At 65.2% G+C, this 26421-nt stretch carries 24 protein-coding genes; 1 reads left to right on the top strand and 23 read right to left on the bottom strand.

The annotated features are described in order from the left end of the window. Positions 1 to 44: 44 nt before the first annotated feature. The 12 genes from dapF to dapA all read right to left on the bottom strand — a co-directional run bounded on the left by dapF (position 45) and on the right by dapA (position 13479). Positions 45 to 1001: a diaminopimelate epimerase gene (gene dapF, locus JOF47_RS03625; RefSeq protein WP_209996017.1), complete on the bottom strand. Its 957-nt coding sequence runs from the start codon at positions 999 to 1001 to the stop codon at positions 45 to 47. 61 nt (positions 1002 to 1062) lie between these two features. Continuing rightward, the gene (gene miaA / locus JOF47_RS03620) at positions 1063 to 1962 is read right to left on the bottom strand and encodes a tRNA (adenosine(37)-N6)-dimethylallyltransferase MiaA (RefSeq protein WP_209996016.1); all 900 of its coding nucleotides are present in this window, start codon (positions 1960 to 1962) and stop codon (positions 1063 to 1065) included. A 9-nt stretch (positions 1963 to 1971) separates the two neighbouring features. Continuing rightward, the gene (gene miaB, locus JOF47_RS03615) at positions 1972 to 3522 is read right to left on the bottom strand and encodes a tRNA (N6-isopentenyl adenosine(37)-C2)-methylthiotransferase MiaB (protein ID WP_209996014.1); all 1551 of its coding nucleotides are present in this window, start codon (positions 3520 to 3522) and stop codon (positions 1972 to 1974) included. Positions 3523 to 3546: 24 nt separating this feature from the next. Next, positions 3547 to 4383: a regulatory protein RecX gene (locus JOF47_RS03610; RefSeq protein WP_342592703.1), complete on the bottom strand. Its 837-nt coding sequence runs from the start codon at positions 4381 to 4383 to the stop codon at positions 3547 to 3549. Positions 4384 to 4387: 4 nt separating this feature from the next. Beyond that, positions 4388 to 5434 (bottom strand): recombinase RecA, encoded by a 1047-nt coding sequence (recA, locus tag JOF47_RS03605; protein ID WP_210001373.1) that lies wholly within the window; start codon positions 5432 to 5434, stop codon positions 4388 to 4390. A gap of 197 nt (positions 5435 to 5631) precedes the next feature. Next, on the bottom strand, positions 5632 to 5856 hold the full coding sequence (locus JOF47_RS03600) for a DUF3046 domain-containing protein (RefSeq protein ID WP_209996012.1): 225 nt from the start codon (positions 5854 to 5856) through the stop codon (positions 5632 to 5634). Positions 5857 to 6013: 157 nt separating this feature from the next. Further along, on the bottom strand, positions 6014 to 6427 hold the full coding sequence (locus JOF47_RS03595) for a helix-turn-helix domain-containing protein (protein ID WP_209996009.1): 414 nt from the start codon (positions 6425 to 6427) through the stop codon (positions 6014 to 6016). Positions 6428 to 6621: 194 nt separating this feature from the next. Next, entirely contained in the window at positions 6622 to 7146 is a 525-nt protein-coding gene (locus JOF47_RS03590) for a CinA family protein (protein ID WP_209996007.1), read from the bottom strand. Between the two features lie 21 nt (positions 7147 to 7167). Beyond that, entirely contained in the window at positions 7168 to 7782 is a 615-nt protein-coding gene (gene pgsA / locus JOF47_RS03585) for a CDP-diacylglycerol--glycerol-3-phosphate 3-phosphatidyltransferase (RefSeq protein ID WP_209996006.1), read from the bottom strand. Positions 7783 to 7791: 9 nt separating this feature from the next. Continuing rightward, positions 7792 to 10698 (bottom strand): FtsK/SpoIIIE family DNA translocase, encoded by a 2907-nt coding sequence (locus tag JOF47_RS03580; protein ID WP_209996003.1) that lies wholly within the window; start codon positions 10696 to 10698, stop codon positions 7792 to 7794. 138 nt (positions 10699 to 10836) lie between these two features. Further along, positions 10837 to 12543, bottom strand: coding sequence for a ribonuclease J (locus JOF47_RS03575; RefSeq protein WP_209996002.1), 1707 nt, complete (start codon positions 12541 to 12543; stop codon positions 10837 to 10839). A 15-nt stretch (positions 12544 to 12558) separates the two neighbouring features. Next, a complete protein-coding gene (gene dapA / locus JOF47_RS03570; protein ID WP_209996001.1) occupies positions 12559 to 13479 on the bottom strand; it encodes a 4-hydroxy-tetrahydrodipicolinate synthase in 921 nt (306 codons plus the stop codon). 64 nt (positions 13480 to 13543) lie between these two features. On the opposite strand from dapA, the gene JOF47_RS03565 reads away from it, so the two are divergent. Then, positions 13544 to 14788 (top strand): heparan-alpha-glucosaminide N-acetyltransferase domain-containing protein, encoded by a 1245-nt coding sequence (locus JOF47_RS03565; protein ID WP_209996000.1) that lies wholly within the window; start codon positions 13544 to 13546, stop codon positions 14786 to 14788. Positions 14789 to 14794: 6 nt separating this feature from the next. On the opposite strand, the gene JOF47_RS03560 is transcribed toward JOF47_RS03565, so the two are convergent. From JOF47_RS03560 to JOF47_RS03510, 11 genes are all read right to left on the bottom strand, one after another. Next, positions 14795 to 15076, bottom strand: coding sequence for a hypothetical protein (locus JOF47_RS03560; protein WP_209995999.1), 282 nt, complete (start codon positions 15074 to 15076; stop codon positions 14795 to 14797). Positions 15077 to 15111: 35 nt separating this feature from the next. Next, positions 15112 to 15837: a tyrosine-protein phosphatase gene (locus tag JOF47_RS03555; RefSeq protein ID WP_209995998.1), complete on the bottom strand. Its 726-nt coding sequence runs from the start codon at positions 15835 to 15837 to the stop codon at positions 15112 to 15114. Next, complete coding sequence (locus JOF47_RS03550; protein ID WP_209995997.1) at positions 15834 to 16184, bottom strand: DUF952 domain-containing protein; 351 nt, start codon at positions 16182 to 16184, stop codon at positions 15834 to 15836. Before JOF47_RS03550 ends, JOF47_RS03555 begins: the two co-directional genes overlap by 4 nt. A 140-nt stretch (positions 16185 to 16324) precedes the next feature. After that, positions 16325 to 17806: a chlorohydrolase family protein gene (locus JOF47_RS03545; RefSeq protein WP_209995996.1), complete on the bottom strand. Its 1482-nt coding sequence runs from the start codon at positions 17804 to 17806 to the stop codon at positions 16325 to 16327. 163 nt (positions 17807 to 17969) lie between these two features. After that, complete coding sequence (locus JOF47_RS03540) at positions 17970 to 19193, bottom strand: amidohydrolase family protein (protein ID WP_209995995.1); 1224 nt, start codon at positions 19191 to 19193, stop codon at positions 17970 to 17972. A 37-nt stretch (positions 19194 to 19230) separates the two neighbouring features. Then, the gene (locus tag JOF47_RS03535; RefSeq protein WP_342592702.1) at positions 19231 to 20232 is read right to left on the bottom strand and encodes an ABC transporter ATP-binding protein; all 1002 of its coding nucleotides are present in this window, start codon (positions 20230 to 20232) and stop codon (positions 19231 to 19233) included. After that, entirely contained in the window at positions 20229 to 21242 is a 1014-nt protein-coding gene (locus JOF47_RS03530) for an ABC transporter ATP-binding protein (RefSeq protein WP_209995994.1), read from the bottom strand. Before JOF47_RS03530 ends, JOF47_RS03535 begins: the two co-directional genes overlap by 4 nt. Positions 21243 to 21244: 2 nt before the next feature. Next, the gene (locus tag JOF47_RS03525) at positions 21245 to 22246 is read right to left on the bottom strand and encodes an ABC transporter permease (protein WP_209995992.1); all 1002 of its coding nucleotides are present in this window, start codon (positions 22244 to 22246) and stop codon (positions 21245 to 21247) included. A gap of 11 nt (positions 22247 to 22257) precedes the next feature. Further along, entirely contained in the window at positions 22258 to 23985 is a 1728-nt protein-coding gene (locus JOF47_RS03520) for an ABC transporter substrate-binding protein (RefSeq protein WP_245356237.1), read from the bottom strand. Between the two features lie 52 nt (positions 23986 to 24037). Further along, complete coding sequence (locus JOF47_RS03515; RefSeq protein WP_209995990.1) at positions 24038 to 25036, bottom strand: ABC transporter permease; 999 nt, start codon at positions 25034 to 25036, stop codon at positions 24038 to 24040. Between the two features lie 509 nt (positions 25037 to 25545). Next, on the bottom strand, positions 25546 to 26397 hold the full coding sequence (locus JOF47_RS03510; protein WP_209995989.1) for a phytanoyl-CoA dioxygenase family protein: 852 nt from the start codon (positions 26395 to 26397) through the stop codon (positions 25546 to 25548). Positions 26398 to 26421: the final 24 nt, after the last annotated feature.

Raw genomic sequence — 26421 nt, 5'->3', positions numbered from 1 at the left:
GGCGTTGAACACCATGGTGTTCAACGCCCTCACGTTTTAAGTGTTTAAGCCTCGGAAATGCTGCCGCGGGCGACAAGCACCGCGGGTCCGCTGAGGAACACGTGCTCGGTACCCCCCGCACCGTGGGCAAACCGGACCCCCAACACGCCTCCGGGAACCGTGACTTCCCAGTTGGCAACGGCTTGGGCCTGGGCCCAGTGCCGCGTGGCAACGGCCGCCGCGCAGGCCCCGGTTCCGCAGGAGAGCGTTTCGCCCACGCCCCGTTCGTGCACCCGCATCCGGAGACTGCCGCGCCCGCCCTCGACGAGGGGTTCGCCGGGCAGCACGTACTCGACGTTGGTTCCGTGGGGCGGCAACGGGTCGACAACGGGGGTGGTGAAGAGATTGAGTTCCCCGAGCTCCGTCTGGCTGGCCACGGCCACAATGGTGTGCGGGTTTCCCATGCTCACGGAGACCGCTGCGCGGGGAACCGGCAGCCCCTCGGTCTGCACGACGGAGTCGAGCCCGCCCTTGCCGGCCGCGTCCGGGTAAATGAATTCCCAGGCTCCCATGTCCACCGAGTATCCATCGACAAGCCGGGTCACGGTCTTGAGACCGGCCCTGGTGCCGATGAACAGCTCGGCTCCCACCGGCAAGTCGACAAGCTTCTCGCTCACGAGGAAGTGGACAAAAACACGGACTCCGTTTCCGCACATTTCTGAGATCGAGCCGTCGGCATTGCGGTAATCCATGAACCAGCGGGCCTCCGGCTGGGTCGCGAGGATCTCACGGCCCTCCGCCAGGTTTTCGGAGGGCACTGCACGGATGAGTCCGTCGCCGCCGATCCCGCGGTGCCGGTCGCAGATCGCCGCGACCTGTACCGGGCTCAGGTCGTGTTCATTGGCGGGGTCGGAGATGAGCACGAAATCGTTTCCGGTGCCGTGCCCCTTCGCGTAGCTCAGTGGCCCCGCGACGGCCAGAAGTGACTCGCCTTGGGCGGACAGGGGTTCGGTGATGCTCATGGCTTTAAGGATACGGGCAGCGCAACTTGCTTGCGCATTTTGCTACGCCGCCCGGCGGCTTTCAGGCCGCACGGATTCGTTCGAGCACGTCACCGACCAATGAGGCGCTGAGCGGATCGAACCATTGCACGCGTTCATCGGCGTTGAACCAAGTGACCTGCCGGCGGGCGAACTGCCGGGTGGCGATCACGGTCCTCTCTGCGGCCTCGGCTTCCTCCATGGTCCCGTCGAGCACGGCAAGGAACTGTGCGTAGCCGATGGCCCGCGAGGCCGTTTTGCCCTCGCGCAGGCCTGCTGCGTCCAGGCGGCGGACTTCGTCCAGCAAGCCCAGCTCCTGCATTTTCGCCACACGCAGCTCCAGTCGCTGGTGCAACAGCGCACGATCCAAGTTCAGCCCGATCTGTACGGCCGGGGCGTGGTACTCGCGTTCCGGCATGAAGGAGCTGAACGGCTTTCCGCTGATTTCGTAAACCTCGAGAGCACGGATCATGCGCCTTTCATCGAGGTTGCGTGCGGCGGAGGCGGGATCGACCGCGGCCAGGCGCCGTGCCAGCGGTCCCGGGCCGTGCTCATGGGCCTCCAGCTCGAGGCGTTGGCGCACTTCCGGGTCGGTGGGTGGGAAATCGATTTCATCCAGTGCGGCACGCACGTAGAGGCCCGAACCGCCCACCAGGATGGGCACCGCTCCCCTGGAGCGGATTTCATCGAATGTCCGGCGCGCATCGGCCTGGAAACGGGCCACGCTGGCATCCTCCCGGACATCCATGATGTCCAGCAGGTGGTGTGGGATCCCGGCGCGTTCGGCAACGGACAGCTTGGCCGTGCCGATGTCCATGCCGCGGTAGAACTGCAGGGCGTCGGCATTGACGATTTCCCCGCCAAGTTCCCGGGCAAGCGCAATCGAGAGGTCCGATTTACCCGTCCCGGTTGGTCCAATCACGGCGATTACCGGGAGAGTCATGTGCAACGACTACTTTCTGGTGGGCAGCAGTGGCATGCCTAGGGATACGCCCTTGGTGCCGGAGGGACCCGTGGCGGGTGCGCCACAGGAGTCAGCTTGTGCGCGGTCCCATGCGTCGCCGGCTCGCGAGCGGCGAACCGAGTACTCAGCCAGGCTCGCCGGGTCGGAGACCAGGTGGAAGGCCGCCGCCTCGGTGATCGGGATGGTCACCAGGTCGCCCGGGCGAGGGGTTTCCCCGCTCGCCGGAATCGAGAAGTGCACAAGCCGCTGGTCGGTGGAGCGTCCGCTGAGCCGCTGGGTTTCCGCGGCTTTCTTGCCCGACTGGGCGGTGACCATGACCTCGACGGTCCGGCCGACCTGCTTGGCGTTTTCCTCGGCACAGATCCGGTCCTGGAGCGCGGTCAGGCGTTCGTAGCGTTCCTGCACCACGGCCTTGGGCAGCTGGTGTTCCAGCTCGGCGGCGGGGGTACCGGGGCGCTTGGAATACTGGAAAGTGAAGGCGCTGGCAAAGCGCGATGCGGCAACAACGTCAAGGGTCGCCTGGAAATCCTCCTCGGTTTCCCCGGGGAAGCCGACGATGATGTCGGTCGTGATCGCGGCATGCGGGATATTCTCGCGCACCTTCTCGAGGATGCCCAGGAACTTCTTGGACCGGTACGAGCGGCGCATTTCCTTGAGCACCTTGTCGGAGCCGGACTGCAGGGGCATGTGAAGTTGCGGCATGACGTTCGGCGTCTCGGCCATCGCTTCGATGACATCGTCGGTGAACGCGGCGGGATGCGGGCTGGTGAAACGGACGCGTTCCAGCCCCTCGATCCCGCCGCAGGCACGCAACAGCTTGCCGAAAGCCAGCCGGTCCCCGAACTCGACGCCGTAGGAGTTCACGTTCTGTCCCAGCAGGGTCACTTCGATGACGCCGTCGGCGACAAGGGCCTCGATTTCGGCCAGGATTTCCCCCGGGCGGCGGTCGCGTTCCTTGCCGCGCAGCGACGGCACGATGCAGAACGTGCAGGTGTTGTTGCAGCCCACGGAAATCGAGACCCAGCCCGAATGCACCGAGTCCCGCTTGGTCGGCAGCGTGGAGGGGAATACCTCCAGGGACTCAAGGATTTCCAGTTGGGCCTTGTTGTTGTGGCGGGCCCGGTCCAGCAGCGCCGGCAGCGAGCCGACGTTGTGGGTGCCGAAGACGACATCCACCCAGGGTGCCTTGCGAAGAATCGTTTCGCGGTCTTTCTGCGCCAAACAGCCGCCGACGGCAATCTGCATGTCCGGGTGCTTTTCCTTGACCTGTGCCAGCAGGCCAAGGTTTCCGTACAGCTTGTTGTCGGCGTTTTCACGCACCGCACAGGTATTGAAGACCACGACGTCTGCGGTGCCGTCACCGGGCTGTTGCGGGACAAGCCCCGTGGATTCCAGCAGGCCCGAGAGCCGCTCCGAATCGTGTACGTTCATCTGGCAGCCGTATGTTCGCACCTCGTATGTGCGCAATGGACCAGCTGGTTTTCTTTCGGTGGAAGTAGAAATGCTCACAGTCACCTTCCTAGGGTACCCAATCTTCATCAGCCCAAGCCGGAGCGGCTTGCCCTAGTAAGGTTCTTGGCCGTAGTGCTCTTCCCACGCCTCGTTGGCGATGCGGAATGCCATCGACGGGGAATACCCTTTGCGGGCCAGCATGCCCACGAGCCTGCGGACGCTCTTGTCCTTGTCCACGCCCATGGACGGGGCCCGCAGCTTTCGATCCACCAGGTCTTTGGCCGTGGCTTCCTCGGACTCTTCGTCTAGTTGCTCCAGGGCGTTCTCCGCCATGTCACCCTCGATGCCTTTGCCGCGCAGTTCGCGCCTGATGGCGGAACGGGCGAGTCCGCGGCTGCGGGCGCGCGCCCGCACCCAGCTTTCGGCAAACGAATTGTCGTCCACCAGCTGGATCTCTTCGAAGCGGTCGAGCAGCTCTTCGGCGATACGAACCGGGATTTCCTTTTCCAGCAGCTTTTTCAGCAGCTGCGCCCGGCTCTTTGATGACGCGGTGAGCTGGCGCAGGAGGATCGCACGTCCCTTGGTTGCGTACTGCTCGTCGCTCAGCTCGACGGGTTCGGCCGCGGGCCTTTCCCTTTTGGTGCCGGTCGAACGCGCGGTGCCGTTGCGGGAGCCACGGGTGCCACGGGATGCCGAATCGCCTCGCGGGCCGGTGCGCTTGCTGCGTCCGGCATAGGCTTGGCGTTCACCGAATTTCTTCTCCGGTTCCGGCGGCCCTGGGGCGAGGTCGGCCGGCGGGGCCTCAAACGCAACGGGCGTTTGCGCCCATTGCGGCATTTCGTCAGGCGTTCCCCATTCGGAATTGCCGTCGGCTGGAAACGACCAAAGCGGTCGTTCGGAACCCTGTGGGGTACCGGACGAACCGCCCTGGTGCTGTTTGGAACTCACGAAACTAGGAATCCTTGACGATGCGCAACGTATCTTCCCCGTCGTCGCTGGCGACCTGGCCAATCCCCAGCTTTTCGAGGATCTGACGTTCAAGTTCGTTGGCTAGGTCGGGATTGTCACGCAGGAACTTCCGCGCGTTTTCCTTGCCCTGGCCGAGCTGGTCGCCGTCGTAGGTGAACCATGCGCCCGACTTCTTGACGAAGCCCTGCTCCACACCGATATCGATGAGGCTTCCCTCTCGGGAAATACCCAGACCGTAGATGATGTCGAATTCGGCTTGCTTGAAGGGCGGAGCCATCTTGTTCTTGACGATCTTGGCACGTGTGCGGTTACCAACCGGGTTGGTGCCTTCCTTCAAGGTTTCGATGCGGCGAACGTCGATTCGGACCGAGGCGTAGAACTTCAGTGCCTTACCGCCGGTCGTGGTTTCCGGGCTACCGAACATCACACCGATTTTTTCGCGCAGCTGGTTGATGAAGATCGCAGTGGTGCGCGTTTGGCTCAGCCGACCCGTGATCTTTCGCAGTGCCTGGCTCATCAAACGGGCCTGCAAGCCGACATGGCTGTCGCCCATCTCGCCTTCGATTTCGGCGCGTGGAACCAATGCAGCCACGGAGTCGATCACGATGATGTCGATGGAGCCGGAGCCCACGAGCATGTCCATGATTTCCAGGGCCTGCTCACCGGTGTCCGGCTGGGACACCAGAAGGGCATCGGTGTCCACACCAAGCTTCTTGGCGTACTCGGGGTCCAAGGCGTGTTCGGCGTCGATGAATGCGGCAATGCCGCCGAGCTTCTGGGCACTGGCAACGGCGTGCAGCGCAACAGTGGTCTTACCCGAGGATTCAGGGCCGTAGATCTCCACGACTCGTCCACGGGGAAGCCCGCCGATACCCAGCGCAATATCCAATGCGACCGATCCGGTGGGAATGGTGGCAATAGGCGCACGAGTGTCGTCGCCCAAGCGCATGACGGATCCCTTGCCGAATTGCTTATCAATCTGTGCAAGTGCAGCTTCGAGGGCCTTCTCGCGATTGTTACCTGCGGCCATCATTCACCTCGGTTGTTAGGGCCATATTGGCCAATACTCTTTGTCTGTCCACGAGCGTACGACTACTGGCCGACACTTTGGTATTCGGGTGTTCAAGCTGTGGAAAACCGGCGACGGCAGCCCAACTAACTTTCACCATGAACAATACACTCTTCCGAACAGATATTCGAACATTGAGAGCGGGTGTCCCCGAACATCTACTGCTCCTTGGGCGGAAGGTCCTTGCCGAGGCGCCGCTCAGGCGGCACATCCTGTATGTTGCAGATGGCCAGCCACACCGCCCTGGGCGGGGTGCCGCGGTTCAGCGCGTCCACGGCCGTTACCCCGCCAACCTCGGCCAGCACTAGGCTGGAAGCCAGCGTGCGGGAATAGCCCGCACCAAATTCGTCATCCATCAGACGCCAGAAATCACTCAATCGCACTGGGCAATTGTGCCATGTGCTGCCCCGCGCCCGCTGTGCGCCGGATTGCGGCCGGGATTAAAAGACTTGGCCTCCGGGTCCCCGCTCGAAAGCCGGGACCCGGAGGCCAAATGTCATCCCCTGGGGCACACATCCACCCGAGGTCTAAAAACGTTGGTTAGTGGCTCGGTGCAAGGCGCTTGCCGAGGTCCCCTGCGAATTCGCTGGTGAGATCCACGGGAACGGTGTCCGGGATGGTGATGCCTTCGGCGATGGCCACGCGGTCGCTGACTTCGCGAAGCATCAGCGAAAGCGGAACCTCCAAGGCGCTGCAGATCGAGGAGAGCAGTTCGGACGAAGCTTCCTTCTGTCCGCGTTCGACCTCGGAAAGGTATCCAAGGGAAACACGAGCGCTGTGGGAAACTTCACGCAGGGTACGGCCCTGACGTTGACGAACGTCGCGGAGGACGTCACCGATTTCGTGTCGTAGGACTACCATCTTGCGCTCCTCTTTTTCGCGGCGGACCTCGCTCTGTAGGCCCACATCACGCCAACGGACCACACCGTTTACCGATACTGGTTGCTTGACCATGTGCATTGCCTTTGTTCTCCGGTCCTATTGCCTTTGTGGGGCGATCGGTGCGGACACTTGATGTGCCCGTCATGGGGTACAACTACGAATAATCGTAGTTTGTTCCCACGACCCCCACCCTATCCAGAGCCGGGGTCGATTTTCCACAACATTCTTGATTGGGTCAACAACTATGTCACAAACCGCATCGATAGCTACATTGCCCCATCAACCTGAGTGGCAACTGAGCGAATCGTGGAAATGAGCAGTGTTAAGGCTGCGCTGGTGGCTTCACCTCTGATCCGTGCCCGATCTCCCTGAAAATGATACTCGGCATATCCGCTTCCGTCGGGATGGGCAAAGCCCAGGAAAACCGTACCCACCGTCTTTCCGTCGTGGGAATCCGGGCCGGCAACCCCGGTGGCCGAAACCGCGACGTCGCTGAGGCAGCATGCCCTGACGCCCACCGCCATCTGGCGGGCCACCTCGCCGTCGACCGATCCCACGGACTTCAGCAGGTCCCGGTCGACCGACAGCACGCTCGCCTTGACCTCGCTGCTGTAGCTCACGACCCCGCCCTGCAGCACCGCCGAGGCGCCGGGCACCTCTGCCAGCGTCGCGGCAATCAGGCCGGCGGTCAGGGACTCGGCCGTGGCCAGGGTCAAACCCGCCTCAAGCGCACCCGCGATGACTTCGCGGGCCAACTCGTTGCCCGTTGCCTGTTGGGGTTGTGTATCCATGGACGTTGCTCCGGCTTCCGCTTAGGCCTTGGACCCGGGGTTTGCCAGGTGCTGCGCGCGCAACTGCCATGCCTTGACGAGGTAGTCGACGCCGGTGACCAGGGTGACGATCAGGGCCAGCCACATCACGGCTACCGCCACGACGCCCAGCCAGGCCACGGTGTGGGTCCACGGCAACAGGTAGAGCAGGATTGCCACGGCCTGCAGCACCGTCTTGAGCTTGCCGCCCTTCGAGGCCGCCATCACGCCGTAGCGGATGACAACAAAGCGCATGAGCGTGATGCCCCATTCGCGCACCAGGATGACCACCGTGATCCACCACGGCAGCTCCCCTAGTATGGAGAGCAGCACCAGGGCCGAGCCCGTGAGCAGCTTGTCCGCGATGGGGTCGGCGATCTTGCCGAAGTTGGTGACCAACCCGCGGCTGCGCGCCAGGTCCCCGTCGAGCTTGTCGGTGTAGATGGCCAGCGCGAAGAGCCCGAAGGCCACCCAGCGCTGCCAGCCGTACTGCTGATCGTCGGCCAGCAACGCCCAGATGAAAAACGGGACCATGACAATGCGCAACGTGGTGAGCACGTTGGCGATGTTCAGGTTCGGAACGGGCTTCTGGGCTGGGATTTCCGGGGAATCACTCACGTCTCTAGGTTACCTTCCGGTGAGGTTCCAGGCGTCTTCAGAGCCATCGTCGTCCGCGCCGTCGTGGTAGTCGACTGCCTGGACGTACCCGTCGAGGTCCTCCGCCACCAGGTCCGTTCCGTAGTGGTTGGCGTTGGCATTCTCCGCCAGCGCAGCTTCCTGGGCGGTCGGGACGACGTCGTCAACCGGGCTGTCGTCCCCGCGCATCGCGGCAAGCACCGCGGGCAGGTCGTCGGGCTTGACCAGCACGTCGCGGGCCTTGGAGCCCTCGGACGGGCCGACGACGCCGCGGGATTCGAGCAGGTCCATGAGGCGGCCGGCCTTCGCGAAGCCGACGCGCAGCTTGCGCTGCAGCATCGAGGTGGATCCGAACTGTGTGGTGACAACCAGTTCGGTGGCCTGCAGCAGCAGCTCCAGGTCGTCTCCGATGTCGTCGTCGATCTGCTTCTTGGGCGCCTCGGCGGCGACGTCGCTGCGGTACTCGGCCTTCAGCTGGCCCTTGACGTGCTCGACGACCGAGTGGATCTCCGACTCGGTGACCCAGGCACCCTGCACGCGCATGGGCTTGGAGGTGCCCATGGGCAGGAAGAGCGCGTCGCCCTGGCCCAGCAGCTTTTCCGCGCCGGGCTGGTCGAGCACCACGCGGGAGTCGGTGACCGAGGAGGTCGCGAACGCCATGCGGGAAGGCACGTTGGCCTTGATCAGGCCGGTGACCACGTCGACGGACGGGCGCTGGGTGGCGAGCACCAGGTGGATGCCGGCGGCACGCGCCAGCTGGGTGATGCGCACGATCGAGTCCTCGACGTCGCGCGGGGCGACCATCATCAGGTCGGCGAGCTCGTCGACGATGACCAGCAGGTACGGGTAGGGCTTCAGGATGCGCTTGGAACCCTCGGGCACCACGACCTTGCCGTTTTTCACCGCCTTGTTGAAGTCGTCCACGTGCTTGAAGCCGAAGTTGGCGAGGTCGTCGTAGCGGGTGTCCATCTCCTTGACCACCCACTGCAGCGCCTCGGCGGCCTTCTTGGGGTTGGTGATGATCGGGGTGATCAGGTGCGGCACGCCCTCGTAGGCGGTGAGTTCCACGCGCTTGGGGTCGACCATGACCATGCGGACCTCGTCGGGGGTGGCGCGCATCAGGATCGAGGTGATCATCGAGTTCACGAACGAGGACTTGCCCGCGCCGGTGGCACCGGCCACCAGCAGGTGCGGCATCTTGGCAAGGTTGGCGACCACGAAGCCGCCCTCCACGTCCTTGCCCACGCCCATGACCATCGGGTGGTCGGTCTTGCGGGCGTTGTGGCTGCGCAGCACGTCTCCCAGCACCACGATTTCCTTGTCCGCGTTGGGGATCTCGATGCCGATCGCGGACTTGCCCGGGATCGGGGACAGGATGCGCACGTCGGAGGAGGCCACTGCGTAGGAGATGTTCTTGGACAGCGCGGTGACGCGCTCAACCTTGGTGCCCGGGGCGAGTTCGATCTCGTAGCGGGTGACCGTAGGGCCGCGGGAGAACCCGGTGACCTTGGCGTCGACCTTGAACTGGGTGAGGGTGTCGGTGAGCGCGGCGACCACCGCGTCGTTGGCCTCCGAGCGTTCCTTGGACGGCGGGCCCGCCGGCAGGAAGTCGGAGGAGGGCAGCGTGTAGGTGACGTCCCCGGAGAGCTGGAGCTGTTCGGTGCGCGCCGGGATCGGCGGCAGCGGGGCCGCGGGCGGGCGCGAGGGCACCAGCGGCACGGCGGTGGTTGCCACGTCGTCGGCATCGAAATTCGTCAGGTCGATCGCGCTCATCGCCTGGGTGTCTGCCTCGGGCTCCTGGCCCAGGCCGACCTGTTCCATGATGGCGGCCATGTCGCGTTCGGCCTTGGTGGGCCGGCGCACGCCGGGGCGGATGGACGGTTCCGGGTACTCGGGCTCGACCGATTCGTCGTAGAGGTCCACCGACGGGTCCTGGGCCAGCGGCAGGCCGTGGTCGTCGGTGATGACGGCCTTGTCGTAGGCGACGTCCCCGGTGTACCCGGCGAGGTCCTCCGTTGAATCCAGCGCGTCCGCGTCGCGGTCCTTGCCGAAGAGCCGCGTCTTCTTCCGCGGTTTCTTGGGCGCCGGCAGTTCGTCGTAGAGGTAGGACTGGTCGTGTTCCTCGGCGTCGAGCTTCACGCCGCGGCGGGTGGGGGCCGGGGCCTCGTCCGGGGCCTGGCCCATGAGCTTGTCGTAGCCCTCGCGGATGCGGGCGGGGACCTGCTTGAGCGGGGTGGCGGTGAGGATCATCAGGCTCAACAGCGCGAGCGCTATCATGGCCACCATGGTGCCGGGGGCCTTGATGAGCCCGGCCAGCGGGACCGTGGCCAGGGCCCCGAGCACGCCGCCGGCGGCCCAGAGTTCGTCGAAGGGGGCGTTCAGCGCCGGGATGCCGCCGACCACGTGGGCGATGCCGGCCCCGGCCACGGTGAGCAGCGCCAGGCCGATGCCCACCCGGTTGTTGGCGCGGTGTTCCTCCGGCCAGCGGAAGAGCCTGACGGCGCCGACCAGCAGGATCGGCGGCATGAAGGCCGCCATGAAGCCGAAGGTACCCCCGGCCACCGAGTGCACGAACGTGCCGTACCAGCCCACCCCGCGCAGCCCCCACCATTCGACCGAGGCAATGACCATGGCCAGGATGACAAGGAACAGCCCGGTGCCGTCGCGGCGCACCTCGTAGGGAGGGTGCACGTCGCGGCCGATCTTGCGGAACGCGCCTGCCACCACCCGGGCGATGCCCATCCAGGCCGAACGGATCATGCGCACGGGCAGCGGGAAATCGTGCACGGGCGAAGCGGGTGCGCTCTTTGCTGTCTTGGTGCTCTTGGATCGTGACCCGGTGCCGCTCGAGGAGCGGGCAGGGGCCTTCGAGTTGCCGGAGGGAGTGCGGGTGGCCATGATTGCAAGGCTACCGTGGATCGGGCGGGGCGGCCCGGATTTACACGCACAAAAGCCCCCGGAACCCGCGCGTTCGGCGCGGGTTCCGGGGGCTTTTGAGAGCCAATGTGAGGTATTGAACTACCCCGCGTTCGTCTCCTAGGCCTCCAGGACCACGGGCACGATCATCGGCTTGCGGCGCAGCTTGCGCGAAACCCATGAACCGATGACGCGGCGGACGATCTGCTGCAGCTGGTGGGTGGTGTGCGTCGGGTTGTTGCGCACTGCATCCTCGATGGCTTCGGCGATCTTCGGCTTGATCTCGTCAAAGACGTTGTCGTCCTCGGCCACGCCGCGGGCGTGGATCTCGGGGCCGGAAATCAGCTTGCCGGACTGGCGGTTGATCACGGAGATCACCGAGATGAAGCCCTCCTCGGCCAGCGTGACGCGGTCCTTGAGGTCCTCGTCGGTGATGGTGCCGACCTTGGAGCCGTCCACATACACGAAGCCGCAATCGACCTGGCCGACGAGCTTCGCCACGCCGTCCTTGAGGTCGACGACGGAGCCGTCCTCGGTGAGCAGCACGTTCTGGGCCGGGACACCGGACTGCGCCGCAAGGCGCGCGTTGGCGATCAGGTGGCGGGTCTCACCGTGCACCGGCATGACGTTCAGCGGCTGCAGGATGTTGTAGCAGTACAGCAGCTCGCCGGCAGATGCGTGGCCGGAGACGTGCACCTTGGCCATGCCCTTGTGGATGACGTCGGCGCCCAGGCGCATCAGGCCGTTGATCACGCGGAACACCGAGTTCTCGTTGCCCGGGATCAGCGAGGAGGCCAAGATGACGGTGTCGCCCGGGCCCACCTGGATGCGGTGGTCGCCGGTGGCCATGCGGGAGAGCGCGGCCATCGGCTCGCCCTGCGAACCGGTGGACATCAACACGACCTTGTTGTCAGGCAGTTTGTCCACGTTCTTCATGTCCACCAGGATTCCCGGCGGTATGTGCAGGTAGCCGAGCTTCTCGGCGATGGTCATGTTGCGGACCATCGAGCGGCCGATGAAGGCCACCTTGCGCCCGTGGACCTGTGCGGCGTCGATGACCTGCTGCACGCGGTGCATGTGTGAGGAGAACGATGCGACGATGATGCGCTTGCGCGCGCGGCCGAACAGGCCCTCGAGCACCGGACCGATTTCCTTTTCCGCGGTGGTGAAGCCGGGGACGTCCGCGTTGGTCGAGTCGGGCATGAACAAGTCGACGCCCTCGTCAGCCAGGCGCGCGAAGTGGCGCAGGTCGGTGATGCGGCCATCAAGCGGCAGCTGGTCCATCTTGAAGTCGCCGGTGTGCAGCACGTTGCCGGCATCCGTGCGGATGAACACGGCAAGTGCGTCCGGGATCGAGTGGTTGACGGCAACGAATTCGGTCTCGAACGGGCCGAAGGTCTCCACGTCGCCCTCGACAACCTGGCGCAGCACCGGCTTGATGCGGTGCTCCTCCAGCTTGGCCGAGATCAGCGCGAGGGTCAGCCGCGAGCCGATCAGCGGGATGTCCCCGCGCAGGCGCAACAGGTACGGAACGGCACCGATGTGGTCCTCGTGGCCGTGCGTGAGCACGAGCCCGACGACGTCATCGAGGCGGTCCTTGATGTAGCTGAAATCGGGCAGGATGACATCGACGCCCGGCTGGTGCTCCTCGGGGAAGAGCAGTCCACAGTCGACGATCAGCAGCTTGCCGTCGATTTCGAAGACGGCCATGTTCCGCCCGATCTCACCCAGGCCACCGAGCGGCACGATGCGCAAGGTGCCCTGTTGGAGCTTGGGCGGCAAGGAGTGGAGCACCGGTTCGGTGACCCCAACGGAAGATTCGGTCATGAATTGCTTACCTTTCTAGAGCTCCCATCCGCCCTCGCGCAAATCGGTGCGGATGGAATCGAGTTCCGCTTCCGACGGAGCCACAAGTGGCAGCCGGACAACGGTGTTCGGCAGGACACCCTGCCAGTGAAGAATGTGTTTTGCCGAGACGGCGCCCTGGATGTGGCTCATCACGGCGCGCTGGATCGGGTCCAGGGCAAAGTGGGTGGCGCGGGCCGTGGCCAGGTCGCCCGCGAGCATGGCGTCGACCAGGATGCGGTACTGGGCCGCGGCGATGTGCGCGGTCACCGAGACGACGCCCACGGCGCCGGCTGCCATCAGTGGCAGGGTCAGTCCGTCGTCGCCCGAGTAGACGTCGAGGTCGGTGGCGCCCAGCACCGTGGTGGTCGACTGGTAGTCGGCCTTCGCGTCCTTCAGCGCCACGATGTTCTGGTGCTTGGACAGCTCGATGATGGTTTCGGGTTCGATCGGGATGCCCGCGCGGCCGGGGATGTCATAGAGCATGACGGGCAGGTCGGTGGCGGAGGCGACGGCCTCGAAGTGGGCCTTGACGCCGGCCTGCGACGGCTTGTTGTAGTACGGGGTGACGAGCAGCAGTCCGTCGATGCCTCCCAGTGCGGCGGCGCGCTGGGAGAGGCTGATGGAGTGGCGGGTGTCGTTGGTGCCGGTTCCGGCGATGATCTTGGCGCGGTCGCCCACGGCGTCGCGCACGGCCGCGAACATGGCGAGGTTTTCCTCGTCGGTCAGCGTCGAGGTTTCGCCGGTGGTGCCGGTGACCACCAGGCCGTCGCAGCCGTCGTCGACAAGCTTGTTCGCCAGCTTGGCGGTTGCTTCGTAGTCGACCTCCCCGTTGTCCTTGAAGGGGGTCACCATGGCGGTGAGCACCGTTCCCAGGGTGTAATTCGGACGTGGGGTATTCAACGCAGATTCAGCCATGACATCAACGTTACACTTTGCGCGCCCCAAGGGTTCATTCGGCGCCAGGCAATAGGCTGTAACAATGACCGAAACTTCGTCCCGGGGAGCCAAGGCCGGAAGCCGCGGTTCACGCCCCGCAGGTGGATCACCACGCATCCTCGGCGTGGACCTGGCCAGGGCCCTCGCGCTCATTGGCATGATGGCCGTGCATATCCTGCCGCTGCGGGTGGCCCTCGCCGGCGACGGGTTTGCCCCGTCCTGGGCCGCCACCCTCTTTTCTGGACGGGCCTCCGCCCTGTTCGTGCTGCTTGCCGGCGTTGGCCTGGCGCTGCTCACCGGCGGCGCCGCGGGCCCGGCCGCGAGCAGGCTCGGCGCCCTGCGGCGCAGCGTGCTCATCCGGGCCTGGCTGATCGCCCTGATCGGCTTTGGCCTCGCTGCCCTGGACACGAACGTCGCGGTCATCCTGGTGCACTACGCGCTGCTTTTCATTGCCGCTGTCCCGTTCCTGAACATGCGCCGGCGGACGCTGGCCTGGTGGGCCGCCGGCTGGCTGCTGCTCTCCCCCTTGCTTTATTACGTGCTGCGCCCGTGGGTCGAGGGGGTCATGGATCCGTTCAGGTTGGGCAACTCCCCCGGTTTCACGGACCTTGCGACCCCGCTGGTGTTCGCGGCGGACGTTTTTCTCACCGGCTACTACCCGTTGCTGGTGTGGTTCGGTTTCCTGCTCACCGGCCTGTTTGTCGGCCGTCTGGCCCTCTCCCGGCCACCGGTGGCGCTGGGCCTGCTGGTTGCGGGCTCGGCGATGGCCGTGGGATCAAAGCTTGCCTCCGAGCGGCTGCTGGAGCTCCCCGGGGCCCTCAAGTCGCTTCGGTCGGCAACGGAGCTCAATGCCAATGGCCTAGAGGTTGCCCTGGCGACCGGCCAACGGCTGGACGGTGCCATGGACACACCCTGGTTCCTGGCCATCTCCACACCGCACAGCGGCGCACCGCTGGACGTCCTGCATGTGACGGGCTGCGCGTTGGTGGTCCTCGGTGCGGCCCAACTCCTGTGCATGGCGTTCACCGCGCTGCTGGGCGGCGTGGGCGAGATGCTGCTGTGGCCGTTGACCGGAGCCGGTGCCGCAACCCTCACCATTTACGCAGGGCATTTGGTGGCGCTGGATCTTTTCAGCGATGTTTCGGCTCCCCTGCCGAGGAACGTGTTGTTCGTCATCTACGTCGTGGCCGCCCTGTTGCTGGGGCTGCTGCTGAAGTTCATGGGGCGCCGCGGCCCGCTAGAGGCGTTGGTTCACGGCGTTTCAACGACGCTTTCCCGCAGCAAATAAGCCCTGCTACGGTCCGCCGACCAGTGTGACGATGAAGATGAGCGCTGGAATCAATGCGATGCCCCAGACACCGGAGGCCACCATCCACCCCGGGCTGTCTTGCCGCGCGGCAAGGAACGCCCCGGCCAGCCCCAGTACGGCGGGCGAGGCAAGGAGCCACGGGGAGCGCGGGCTTCCGGAACCTGCCCAATCCGGCAGGAGCAGCGTGATGGCAAGTGCCGCGGCCATGAGTGTCCACGTGGCGACGGGTTGTTTGGACTTGCCTGCCGTCTGTTCCATCGATCCCATGTGTCGATTCTTCCACGGCTTCCCGCCGTGCCCGGCTAACCGTCGATGAGCATCGACCGCAATGATTCGCTCACCGCCGCCGGCACCTTGAGCATGTCAAGGACGTCCCGCGCATTCACCGCCACGTCGCGAACGATGGCGGTCTTGCCGCCGAGCCAGACCTCGACCTCTTCCGGCGACCACTCTGCCTGGCGATCCACTGTCGGCGAGTGGTGCGCAGCCCCTGCCATGGCGCGGACCGATGCGGCATAGTCGCCGGCAACTGCGTCGGGATCGACCCCGGCATTGCCCAGCAGCAACGCGCAGATCATTCCGGTGCGGTCGCGTCCGGCGCTGCAGTGGACCAGCACGCCCGGCTCGGCGGACGCAATGGCCTCGAACGTTGCCCGCACCAGGTGGGGTTGCAGGCGCCAGTTGTGGCTCCAGTATTCCGGTGAATCGAGGATCGGGAAGCAGGCCTCCCGGAATGCCGGATCCGTCTGGTCCTCCGTCGGCGCATTCACGATCGCAAGGTCCCCGAACGCCTGCGCGGCAACCACGGGATCCGAGTCCCGCACGCCGACCTCATAGGGGCAGCGCAGGTCCACGACCGAGGAAATCCCCCACGCACGCGCCTCGGCCCAGCCCGCACTCGTCAGGCGCTCACGACGGGGCCCGCGCGCAATCCGGCCGTACACTGTGACCCCGTCCCGGGCGAGCGGAGCCGGCATCCCGCCCAGGTCCCGGGCGTTGACGTAACCGTCCCAGGCAAGCCCTGTCATCCAACCACCAACGCACCATTGACCATCCGCGCCGGATGGGCCGCCTTCACCCACTCGCGTTTCAGTGGGCCGTAGACGTGCGGGTACAGCTCGCCGTCGCCGCCGTCCTCGTGCCTGATCTCGATTCCGGCGGCCTCGATGGCGGGACCGTCGAGTTCCAGCACCACCAGCTGCCCGGGATAGTCCGCGTAGATGAACCCGGCAACCACGGGAAGCTGCTCCTGCGAGGAACAGTGGATGAACCCGACGTCCTCGAGGCTCGCGCCGCGGGTCGATCGGCTGTACACGCCGGATTTCTTCGCTTGGAGCCAGTGTTCGGTCTCGGCCAGGTGCAGGATCCTTGTCATGCCCCCAGCATATGAGGGAGCGGCAACGGGAAAGCACCTTGCCACGCCGCGGTTGTTGATCCTTCGCCAACGGTCCGGCGGCCAATCCCGCCGCAGGTTGTCCCGCACTCCTTGGCAACCGTCCTCAGGCGCGGCCGGTGTCAGCGCAGCGGGAAGCTGGAGGGGAAGAGTTCGTTCGTCGGGCGCTTCCTGAAGTCGCTGAGGCTGAAGGAGGCCATGTACTTTTCCAGGAAGCGCTGGGCGCGCCCGGCGTAGGAGCCGGTCTCGACGGTCACGATCCGTTTGTCTTCCACGACGGTCCGCCCGGCGACCACCACCCGGGTCACGTCACGGCCGTCGCAGTTCATGACCAGCGTGCGGACCGGGTCCCCGTGCGGCCCGATGTGGGTCCCGCCCAGGTCCAGCACGAAGTAGTCGGCCTGGGCGCCGGCGGCCAGCCGTCCCAGGTCGTCGCGGCCCAGCGCGGCCGCGGGGTCCAGGGTCGCGGCCCGGTAGAGGTCCTCGGACTGGGCACTGGTCCGGTCCCCGGTGCTCGCCTTGGTCATTCCCATGGCCAGGTCCATGGCGCGGATCATGTTCGGCGGGGCCGAATCGGTGCCCAGCACCACGCGGACGCCCTTGGCCCGGTACGCATCGAAGTCCTCCAGGCAGACCCCGTAGTGGGCGGTGGGGATCGGGCAGAAGATCACGGTGGTCCCGTGCTCGGCCAGGATCTTGACGTCGTCGCCCTGCCCGAAGTGCCCGGGCATGTGGCGGTGCCCGGGCACCGTCCAGGCGTGCGGGACGAAGGTCTTCTCCTTCAGGAACCCGATCGACTCGAGGTACGGGATGGGGCGCAGCCCGGTGCGGGCGAGAATTTCCCCGACCTCGAACAGGCCCTGGGCCGCGTGCAGGCGGACCGGGACCCCGAGCTCGTCGGCGGCGGCACGCGTCATTTTCAGCGTCCGCTCGGTCTGCGTCTCGATGCGCGCCGGCAGCAGCGCGGTGCGGATCAGCCCGCCGGCGGTGTCCTCGTGGTCCCGGCAGAATTGGATCGCCTGCGCCAGGCCGTCCAGCCCCTTCGCCTCGTCCTCGTGGAGCAGCGTGGCGGTGCCGTCGGTGTAGGGGACGTGGGTGCGGTAGCTGGGGCCCAGGTAGGCGCGCAGCCCGATCCCGGTCACGGCCGCGGCCAACTGCGCCGCGTCGGCATAGTCCTCGCACCAGGGCTTGTAGGTCTCCGCGGCGATCGGCATGATCGTGGTGATGCCGTTGCGCACCAGCTGGCTGAGCGCAAACTGCCGCCGGAAGAGTTCTTCCTCTTCGGTGAACACCGGTCCGTGGCCGGCCAGGTACTCCTGGGACCAGGCCAGGCCCAGCCGGCTATCGCCCGTGGGCCACGAGTCGAAGATCGCGTGGTCGATGTCCGCCAGGGCGTTCAGGTCGATGAACCCGGGCGAGACGATGGCGTGGCCCGCGTCGATTTCCACATCAACGCGCCCCTCGTAGCCGCGGCCCACAAAGACGACGACGTCGTCCTCGTGCACCAACTCCCCCCTGGGCCAGATGCAGTGGTCCCCGTCCGCGTAGCCGATGACGAATGCCGCCCTGACCCGGGTGATACGACCCAATTTCTGCTCCCTCATGTTGGTACGTGTTGGTACGTGCGGCAATGCCGCGATCGCCCGTTTGCCCTGCTTCTTGTTCTTGTTCTTGTTCTTGTTCTTGCAGTTGCAGTTGCAGTTGCTACATGGAAGGCCCAACGGCCGGCGGGCCCCGCCGGCCAATGGATCGTGCGGCGGCCGGTGCTTAGCGGCTGCGTTCCACGGAAAGGACCTTCAGCCCGTCGGCAACAACGCGCCCGTCGTGGATGACGGTGCGGTCGGTGCCCCGGTCCATCACCGTGGAGGCGATGGTCTCGCCGTCGACCAGCACCAGGTCGGCGCGGTCGCCCACGGCAACGCCCGGGCGGTCGGCCACGGAGGCCAGGCGCGGCACGTCGTGGTCCATGATCGAGGCGCCGCCGATGGTCGCCACGGCCAGGGAGTGTTCGATCAGCTCGTCCTTGCGGAAACCGTTGACGAAGGCCAGTTGCCAGGTCCGGTCCAGCAGGTCGCAGTTGCCGTACGGGCTCCAGTAGTCCCGCTGCCCGTCCTCGCCCAGCCCGAAGCGCACCCCGGCCTCGGCCAGGTCCACCATCGGCAAGTGGTTGGAGGTGCTCGGCGCCACCGACGTCAGCGAGATGTCCAGTTCGGCGAACGTGTCGATCAGCCGGCGGCTGGTTGCGGCATTGACGCTGCCCAGCTCGTAGGCGTGCGAGAGGTTGACCTTGCCCTGCATGCCCAGGGCCCGGGTGCGCTCGGCGATCAGGTCGGCCGAAAAGACCCCCTGGGTGCCGGCTTCGTGCAGGTGGATGTCCACCTCGACCTGGTACTTCTCGGCCAGCCCGAACACCACGTCCAGGTGGCGCACCGGGTCCCGTTCCAACTCGCAGGGGTCGATGCCGCCCATGACGTCGGCGCCCGCCCGCAGCGCGTCCTCCAGGTACCTCTCGGTGCCCGGTTCCAGCAGGATCCCTGCCTGTGGGAACACCATGATCTGCACGTCGGCCTGGTCGGCGAATTTTTCCTTCGCCGCCACGACGGCCTCGTACTTCTCGAGCTTGCAGTCGACATCCACCTGGGCGAACGAGCGCACCCGGGTGGTGCCGCGGGCGATCATGCGCTCCAGCGTTTCGGCCACGCGTTCTTCCAACCCGGTTTCGGCGTCCCGCCAGTGCTCGCGGTCATTGCTCATCATGCCCCACACCCCGGGGCGGCCCGTGTGCTTGCGGAACGGCAGGCCGATGCGGGTCGAGTCCAGGTGCACGTGCACGTCGGAGAACGAGGGAATCAGGATCCGGCTACGTCCCTCGACGTCCTCCGCGCCAAGCTCGCGGGTCGGGTCGTGCTCGGTGATCGCGGCGATCTTGCCGTCCTCGATCAGGATGTCGCTGGCTTTTCCGGCCCAGGGACGGGCGTTGCTGATCAGCATGTGGGTGTTCCTTCCAGGTGGTTCATCGGGGGTCGTGCTATCTCTGGGCGATGGCTGCCATGGCCATCGGTGCCTGCGGGAAGTGGCAGGCCAATTCGCCGGCGGGCACCTGGCTGGTGCAGCGGGCCTGGCCTGCCTCGTCCAGCAGCTGGTAGGCGGGGCAGCGCGTACGGAACACGCAGCCCGAGGGCGGGTCGCTGGGCGAAGGCAGGTCCCCGCCCAGCCGGATGCGCTCGGTCAGCGCGGCGTCCAGGTCGACGCTGGGCACGGCCGAGAGCAGCGCGCGGGTGTAGGGGTGGCGCGGGTCGGCGAACATCTGGTGCTTGGGCGCCTTTTCCATCATCTTGCCCAGGTACATCACCGCCACCTCGTCGGCCATGTGCTTGACCACCGCCAGGTCGTGGGCGATGAAGATGTAGGCGACCCCGGTGTCACGCTGGATGTCCTTGAGCAGGTTCACCACCTGGGCCTGCACCGAGACATCCAGCGCGGAGACCGGCTCGTCGCAAATCACCACGTCGGGTTCCAGGGCCAGCGCCCGGGCTATGCCGATGCGCTGGCGCTGGCCGCCGGAGAACTCGTGCGGGAAACGGTTGACGTGCTCGGGGCGCAGGCCCACCCTGTCCATCAGGTCCATCACCGTGGCCTTGATGCCGCCCGGGGGCTTGATGCGCTGTTCGACCAGGGGCGCCGCAATGGTTGCGCCGATCGACTGGCGCGGGTTCAGCGACGAGGCGGGGTTCTGGAAGACCATCTGCACGCGCCGGCGGAATCCGTCCAGCTGCCCGCCGCGCAGGCCGGTGACCTCCTCGCCGTCCAGCTTGATGCTGCCGCTGGTGGGATCCAGCAGCCGCATGAGCACCTTGCCGGTGGTGGATTTTCCGCAGCCGGACTCGCCAACCAGGCCGAGCGTCGTTCCGCGTTGGAGCGTGAAGCTCACGCCGTCCACTGCCTTGACCACCCCGGTGGTCCGGCCCATGGTCCCCTTGGTCGGGAAGTGCTTTGTCAGGTCGGTGACCTCGAGTAGTGGCGTGTTCACGATCCCGCTCCGATCAGGTGGTGTTCGCCCAGCAGGTCCAGCTCGTGGGCGTGGCAACGCACTGCATGCCCGCCCTCGACCAGCAGGCCGGGTCGCATCGTGGTGCACAGGCTGTCGGGAACCAGCTGGGCGAACTGGCAGCGGTCGGCGAAGATGCAGCCCTGCGGCAGGGACAGGAGCGCCGGCGGGGAGCCGGGGATCGGTGTCAGCCGGTCGCCCTCGCCCGACAGGTGCGGCATCGAGGCCATCAGTCCTCGGGTGTAGGGATGGGACGGGTGCTTGAATATCTGGCGCACGGTGGCCTGCTCGACGCATTGGCCGCCATACATGACGACCACGCGCTGGCACAGCTGGGCCACCACGCCCAGATCGTGGGTCACGAAAATGACAGCGGAGTTCGTCTCGGCCTGCAGCTCGGAGATGAGGTCCAGGATCTGGGCCTGGACGGTGACGTCCAGTGCAGTGGTCGGTTCGTCGGCGATCAGCAGCTCCGGTTCGCAGACCAGGGCCATGGCGATCATGGCGCGCTGGCGCATGCCGCCGGAGAACTCATGGGGGTAGCTGTCCACCCGCCTTTTGGGGTCGGGAATGCCCACCCTGCCCAGCATCTCGATGGCCACCGCGCGGGCCGCCTTTTTCGACACCTTGTTGTGGACCCGGTAGGCCTCGGCGATCTGTGACCCGACCGTGTAGAAGGGGTGCATGGCCGAGAGCGGGTCCTGGAAGATCATGCCGATCTTTTTCCCCCGGTAGGCGCGCATGGCGTCCTCCCCCAGGGCCAGCAGGTCCGTGCCCTCGAAGGTGATCTCCCCTTCGACCTGCGCACGGGTCTCCTTGAACAGGCCCATGATGGCCTGGCTGGTCACGGATTTCCCGGAACCTGACTCGCCCACCAGGCCCACGGTCTCCCCGCGATGCAAGGTCAGGTCCATGCCGTTCAGGGCCGCCACGTGTCCGTCGTCGGTCGGGAATCTTACGCTCAGGTTCTTGACCGTCAGCATCGGTTCCATGGTTAGCCCACCTTGACTCTCGGATCGATGAACGCGTAGGACACGTCCACGATCACGTTGAAAAGAATTATGAAGAAGGCGGCAAGCATGGTGATGGCCATGGTCACCGGCAAATCCCCGCTGGTGGCCGCGCGCACCGCGGTGAAGCCCAGTCCCGGCACGGAGAAGATCTGCTCGGTGAGCACCGCACCGCCCAGCAGCGCGCCGAGGTCCAGGCCCAGCATCGTGATGATCGGAGTGATGCCGGCCCGCACGCCGTGCTTGAACACGATGGTTTGGCGCGCCAGCCCCTTGGCCCGTGCCGTTCGCATGAAGTCCTCTGAGAAGGTCTCGATCATGTTGCTTCGGGTGATGCGCACGTACTGTGCCGAGAAAAGCACCGCCAGGGCGACCCAGGCCAGGAAGTAGTTGGCGGTCCAGCCGCCGAACCCCGCCTCGCCGAACGGGGACCGGATCTGGTTGGTGGTGAACGGAAACCATCCCAGCGTTCCGACGAAGACCAGCAACAGCACCAGTCCGGTGACGGGGATCGGCAGCGAAACACCGATCGACGAGGCACCGACAATGATGCGATCGGCTAGTTTCCCCTTCCGCAGTGCGGCGTACAACCCGAGGCCCACGCCCGAGATCGTCCACAACAGCACGGCGCCCACGGCCAGCGACAACGTGTACGGCAGGGCATTGGCAACCATGTCCGTGACGTTCTCGTTGGTCTGGAAGCTCTTCCCGAGGCAAGGCCAGGCACAGTACTGCTCGGCGCCCGGGGCCCCGAGCATGCGCGGACCGACCAGCCCCGAAAGGAAGGCCAGGTACTGGACAAAGAAGGGCTTGTCCAGGCCCAGCGCCACCCTGGCCTGCTCGACGCGATCGGGAGTGCACTCCTGGCCGCACGCGGCGGAAGCGGGGTCCGCGGGACCGAATTGGAACAGCGTGAAGGTAATGAAGCTGACGACGAGAAGCAGCAGGAGCATCGCGCCGATTCTGCGGAAGAGGAAACTAGCCATGATCCGTTGCCTTACTCTGCGACGCCGACCGAATTCAGGTCAATGGCGCCAAAGAAGTAGCCGACCTGGGCATTTCGGATGTTGGAACCGACGACGGAGTTGGTGTAGCTGTGCATGGTAGGAACCAGCGGGTAGGTGGCCATGACCTCGTTGTAGACCTCGGACCACTTGGCGCCCAGTTCCTCGGCCGTACCGGTGGCGGAACGCAGCTCGTACATCTTCTTGGAGAGCGCTTCGCCGTGGAAGCGCGGAATGTTGCTGAACCCGTAGGTCTTGCCATCCAGCGACGGGCCGAGGTTCGGGTCCACGGTCATGCGCACCGATGAAGAGTCGGCACCGCCGCACCAGCCGGAGCGTGCGATGTCCGGCATGCCTTCGCCGGCGAGGGTCGAGTAGTAGTTCGCGGCAGGGATCGGACGCAACTCCAGACTGATCCCGATTTCCTTCATATTCTGTTGCAGGACGGTACCGACGTTCTTGAAGCGCTCGGTGGCGTTGGAGTAGCCGTAAACCAACTTCTTCGGGTAGTCCTTGCCCTCGAGCAGCTTCTTGGCTTCTTCGATCTTGGGCTTGCCTGCCGGATCCAGGTCGCTGATCTGTTCGGTGACACCGGCCATGTTTTCGGTCAGCTGGGTGTTCACCAGTTCGCCGAAGCGTGCTCCGCCGTATTGCACCTGGATGGACTCCCGGTCCATGGCCAGGGCGATGGCCTTGCGCACCGTCGGGTCCGTGATGGTCTCGGTGTTCAGGTCGAGCACGTCGATGCAGCCCAGGAAGCCGCCGGCGGTTCGTTCCTTGATCTTTGGGTCGTTCAGGCTTGCCGCGTCCGAGACCTGCAGGGCGCCGTTGCTGTCTAGAGTGATGGCGTTCGCGTCGGCGTCCGAGATCAGTTTCTGGGCGATGGTCGACTGCGAGGTCGACAGGCTGAAGGTGTAGGTGTCCGGCAATGCCGGGCGGTTCGGGTCGGTGGCCGGGTCCCAGTTTTCGTTGCGTTCCAGAACCATTTCGCGCCCCCGGTCATAGCTCTTGACCTTGTACGGGCCGGAGGAGACCGGGTGGTTGGTATAGTCCTGCTTCGTGTCTTTCGCCTTCGGCACCGGTGCGGTGTTCGAACGGGAGACAAGTGCCGGGAATTCGGCAAAGGCCTGCTTGAGATGGAAGACGATGGTCTTGTCGTCGGGCGTTTCGATGGCCTCGAGATCGTCGTCGGAGTACGGGCCCTTGTAGGCGTCATCGGTCAGCGCCGAATTCAGTTCCTGGGGCGCCTGGGTGTAGACGTCGCGGGCGTAGGTGCGCTCCACCCCGTACTTGATGTCCTGGGAAGTGATCGGAGAACCGTCTTCGAACTTCAGCCCGTCACGCAGCGTGTAGGTCCAGGTCTTTCCGTCATCGGAAACCTTGCCCAAATCCGTGGCCAAGTCCGGGACGATTTCCGGCGGCTGGCCCGCGGTTTCCTTGGCCATGGTCAATGTCCGGTAGTACAGCTGTCCGACGTTGGCCGTCTGCACGTAGTTGGAATTTCCCGGATCCAGGGTCGCGAAGTCTGCGGACATCAAGACGTTGATGTTGCCGCCTTTTTCAGCGAAACCGGACTGCACGACCACGGGTGCATACCGGTCGGCCGACTGGTCCACCCCTCCTTGGGGTTCCTTGGTAACACCCGGGCCTCCGGCACAGGCGGTCAGCCCGAGGGCCATCGCCGCCGTGAACGACAGCATCATGACTGCTTGCTTTTTCATGGATCCTCCTATGGAAATGAAGCGAATTGAAACTGGAAAGGTGGAAATCTATCTAGCGTGAGGACTTGGGATCCAGCGCATCGCGCAGCGCATCGCCCAGCAGGTTGAAGGCCAGCACCGTGATGATCAGCGCGATGCTCGGAACGGCCAGGAACCACGGATCACTGAGGTACCAGTTGCCCGCTTGGGCGGCGTTGAGCATCTGGCCCCACGAAGGGGTCGGGTCCTTGACGCCCACGCCCAAGAAGGACAGTGCTGCCTCCGCCGTGATGTTGGCGGGGATCATCATCGTGGCGTAGACCAAAACGACCCCGGAAACATTGGGGATGACCTGCTTGAGGATCATCGAACGATGCGAAGTGCCGTAGGACTTCGCCGCGTCCATGAATTCTTGTTCGCGAATCATCAGTACCTGTCCGCGAACCACACGGGCGAGGTATGCCCAGCCGAAGAAACCCAGCACGATGACCAGAGAAGCGATGGGAACGAAAGACCCACTGGCGAGGTTCGTGCCGGCCAACCTGGATTGGAGGATGGGCGCGATCGAAAGCACCAGCAGAAGGTGCGGGAAGGCCAGGAACAGGTCCATGATGCGGCTGATGACCATGTCGATCTTGCCGCCGAAGTATCCGGCAGCGGCTCCCAAAACAGTGCCCAGCACCACCGAAACCAAGGTGGAGAGAAGGGCAATGCTCAGCGAGACCTGGGCCCCGTAGGCCAGACGTGCAAACAGGTCCCGGCCCAGACCCGGTTCCACCCCGAGCCAGTGCTCTGCGCTGGGGTACATGTAGTACGGCAGCGGCAAACCCGGTGTGTAGAAGTTGTCCAGCACGTCCGGAGAAGTGTTGGTTGTGTTCGGGTCTTGGCCCGAGATCGCCACAAGCACCGGAGCAAAGATGGCGAACAGGATCGTCAGGATCACCACCACCAGGCTGATCATGGCGACGCGGTTCTTACGGATGCGCAACCACGCGGTGGCCAGCAGTGAACGACCGGTAGCCACCGGCTTGGTGGTCACCGGCTTTTGAGCCTTCGAAGCTGTGTTGGTCATGACGACGAGCCCTTCGCGAGAGTGATTCATGCAACACAAAAAACTGTATACCAAACTCACCAGCGATGGAATACCAAAATATCCATGAAGCGCAAATTGCTGACAGACTCGCCAAAGAACCTTGCAATAATGGGAAAAATTGATCAAATTTTGGATACCAGATGCGCATCTGTATAAAAATTTGGTTACTGAAACGGTCAACCAATTTCTTCGATGGCGCTCAAGGGCTCGGAACCTACAGGCCCTGTCAGAACTCCCTTCAGGGCTGCGGTCTACCGCATTGGAGCGTCCCGCGCCCCACGCAGGGCGATCGAATGGCAAGACCCAGCGGCAGTCGAAGACCAAGGCGTCTGCAAAGTCGTTTCATACGGTAGCTGTACCGGCGACTTATAGTGCGCGGTGCGGGCGGCACAAATCTGGAGACTCTGCCATGCTCGGGGTCGCCCCGCCGAGGGCCCCAACGGGAACTCCGTTTCCGAAGGGAGGAACTGGATGCCTGGCCGTCCCGGCTAGAGGCCGTCGTCGTGATTCCAGTGCTCCTGCCAGCGCCAGTCGATCGGCTCGCCGGCCCGCTGGTAGCGGATATCGGTGGACAGGCGCATGGTGCCGCCGGCGTCGGCGTTGTCCAAGGCGGCATGCACGATGTGCGCCGAGTGGACCACCACGTCGCCTGCCTCGTAATCCGCCAGCAGCCACCGTGCGTCGTGCTGGTTGGCCAGTCCCGGCAGGTCCGCGGTGATGGAGGCGGCCGGCAGCTTGAGGGTCCCGGCGCGTTCCCCTGCTATGACCCAGTGGTGGCTGCCCTCCAGGTAGGCGAGGCCGCCGCGTTCCCGGGGGCAATCGCCCACCGGAATCCACATGGACAGGACCCTGTCGCTGCCCTCGCGCAGGTACACGAGGTCGTAGTGGGCCTGGGTGGCAGTTCCGATCCCCGTCTCCCCCGGTTTGGTGTGCCGGATGATCTTGCGCCGGTGCAGGTGGACACGGTCGGCCAGGAGCCAGGCGAACCAGTCCGCGATGGCCGGCATGGTGCACAGTGCCGCGTACTCCGGGCCCGGGACGATGACGTCGAAGAGGCTGCGGCGCATGGCGGCGCGGTCCACGTTCCCGGCCGCGGCAAGGCCGAGGAGCGGGTCGGTTCCCGCTGCGTACACATTGGCCCCGTCGAGCGATTCGAAGTAGTAGCGCCGGAACTCCAGCAGCTGGGTTGGGTCCAGCTGGCCCTTCAGATAAAGGTAGCCGTCGCGGCGGAGCCGGGTCCAGAGGGCGTCACGGTCAAAGCGTTCCGACGCCGGGACGGGTTCGAGCGTGCCCATGCGGGTCTCCGATTCGTCCAGGACGTAGCCATTCGAGGTCAACATTCCCCCAGCCTGTCAGCCCCGACT

It is taken from the genome of Paeniglutamicibacter kerguelensis, assembly GCF_017876535.1.
Lineage (GTDB): Bacteria > Actinomycetota > Actinomycetes > Actinomycetales > Micrococcaceae > Paeniglutamicibacter > Paeniglutamicibacter kerguelensis.
Note: the sequence above shows the minus strand (reverse complement) of the source record. Positions and strands in the feature narration are given on the sequence as shown.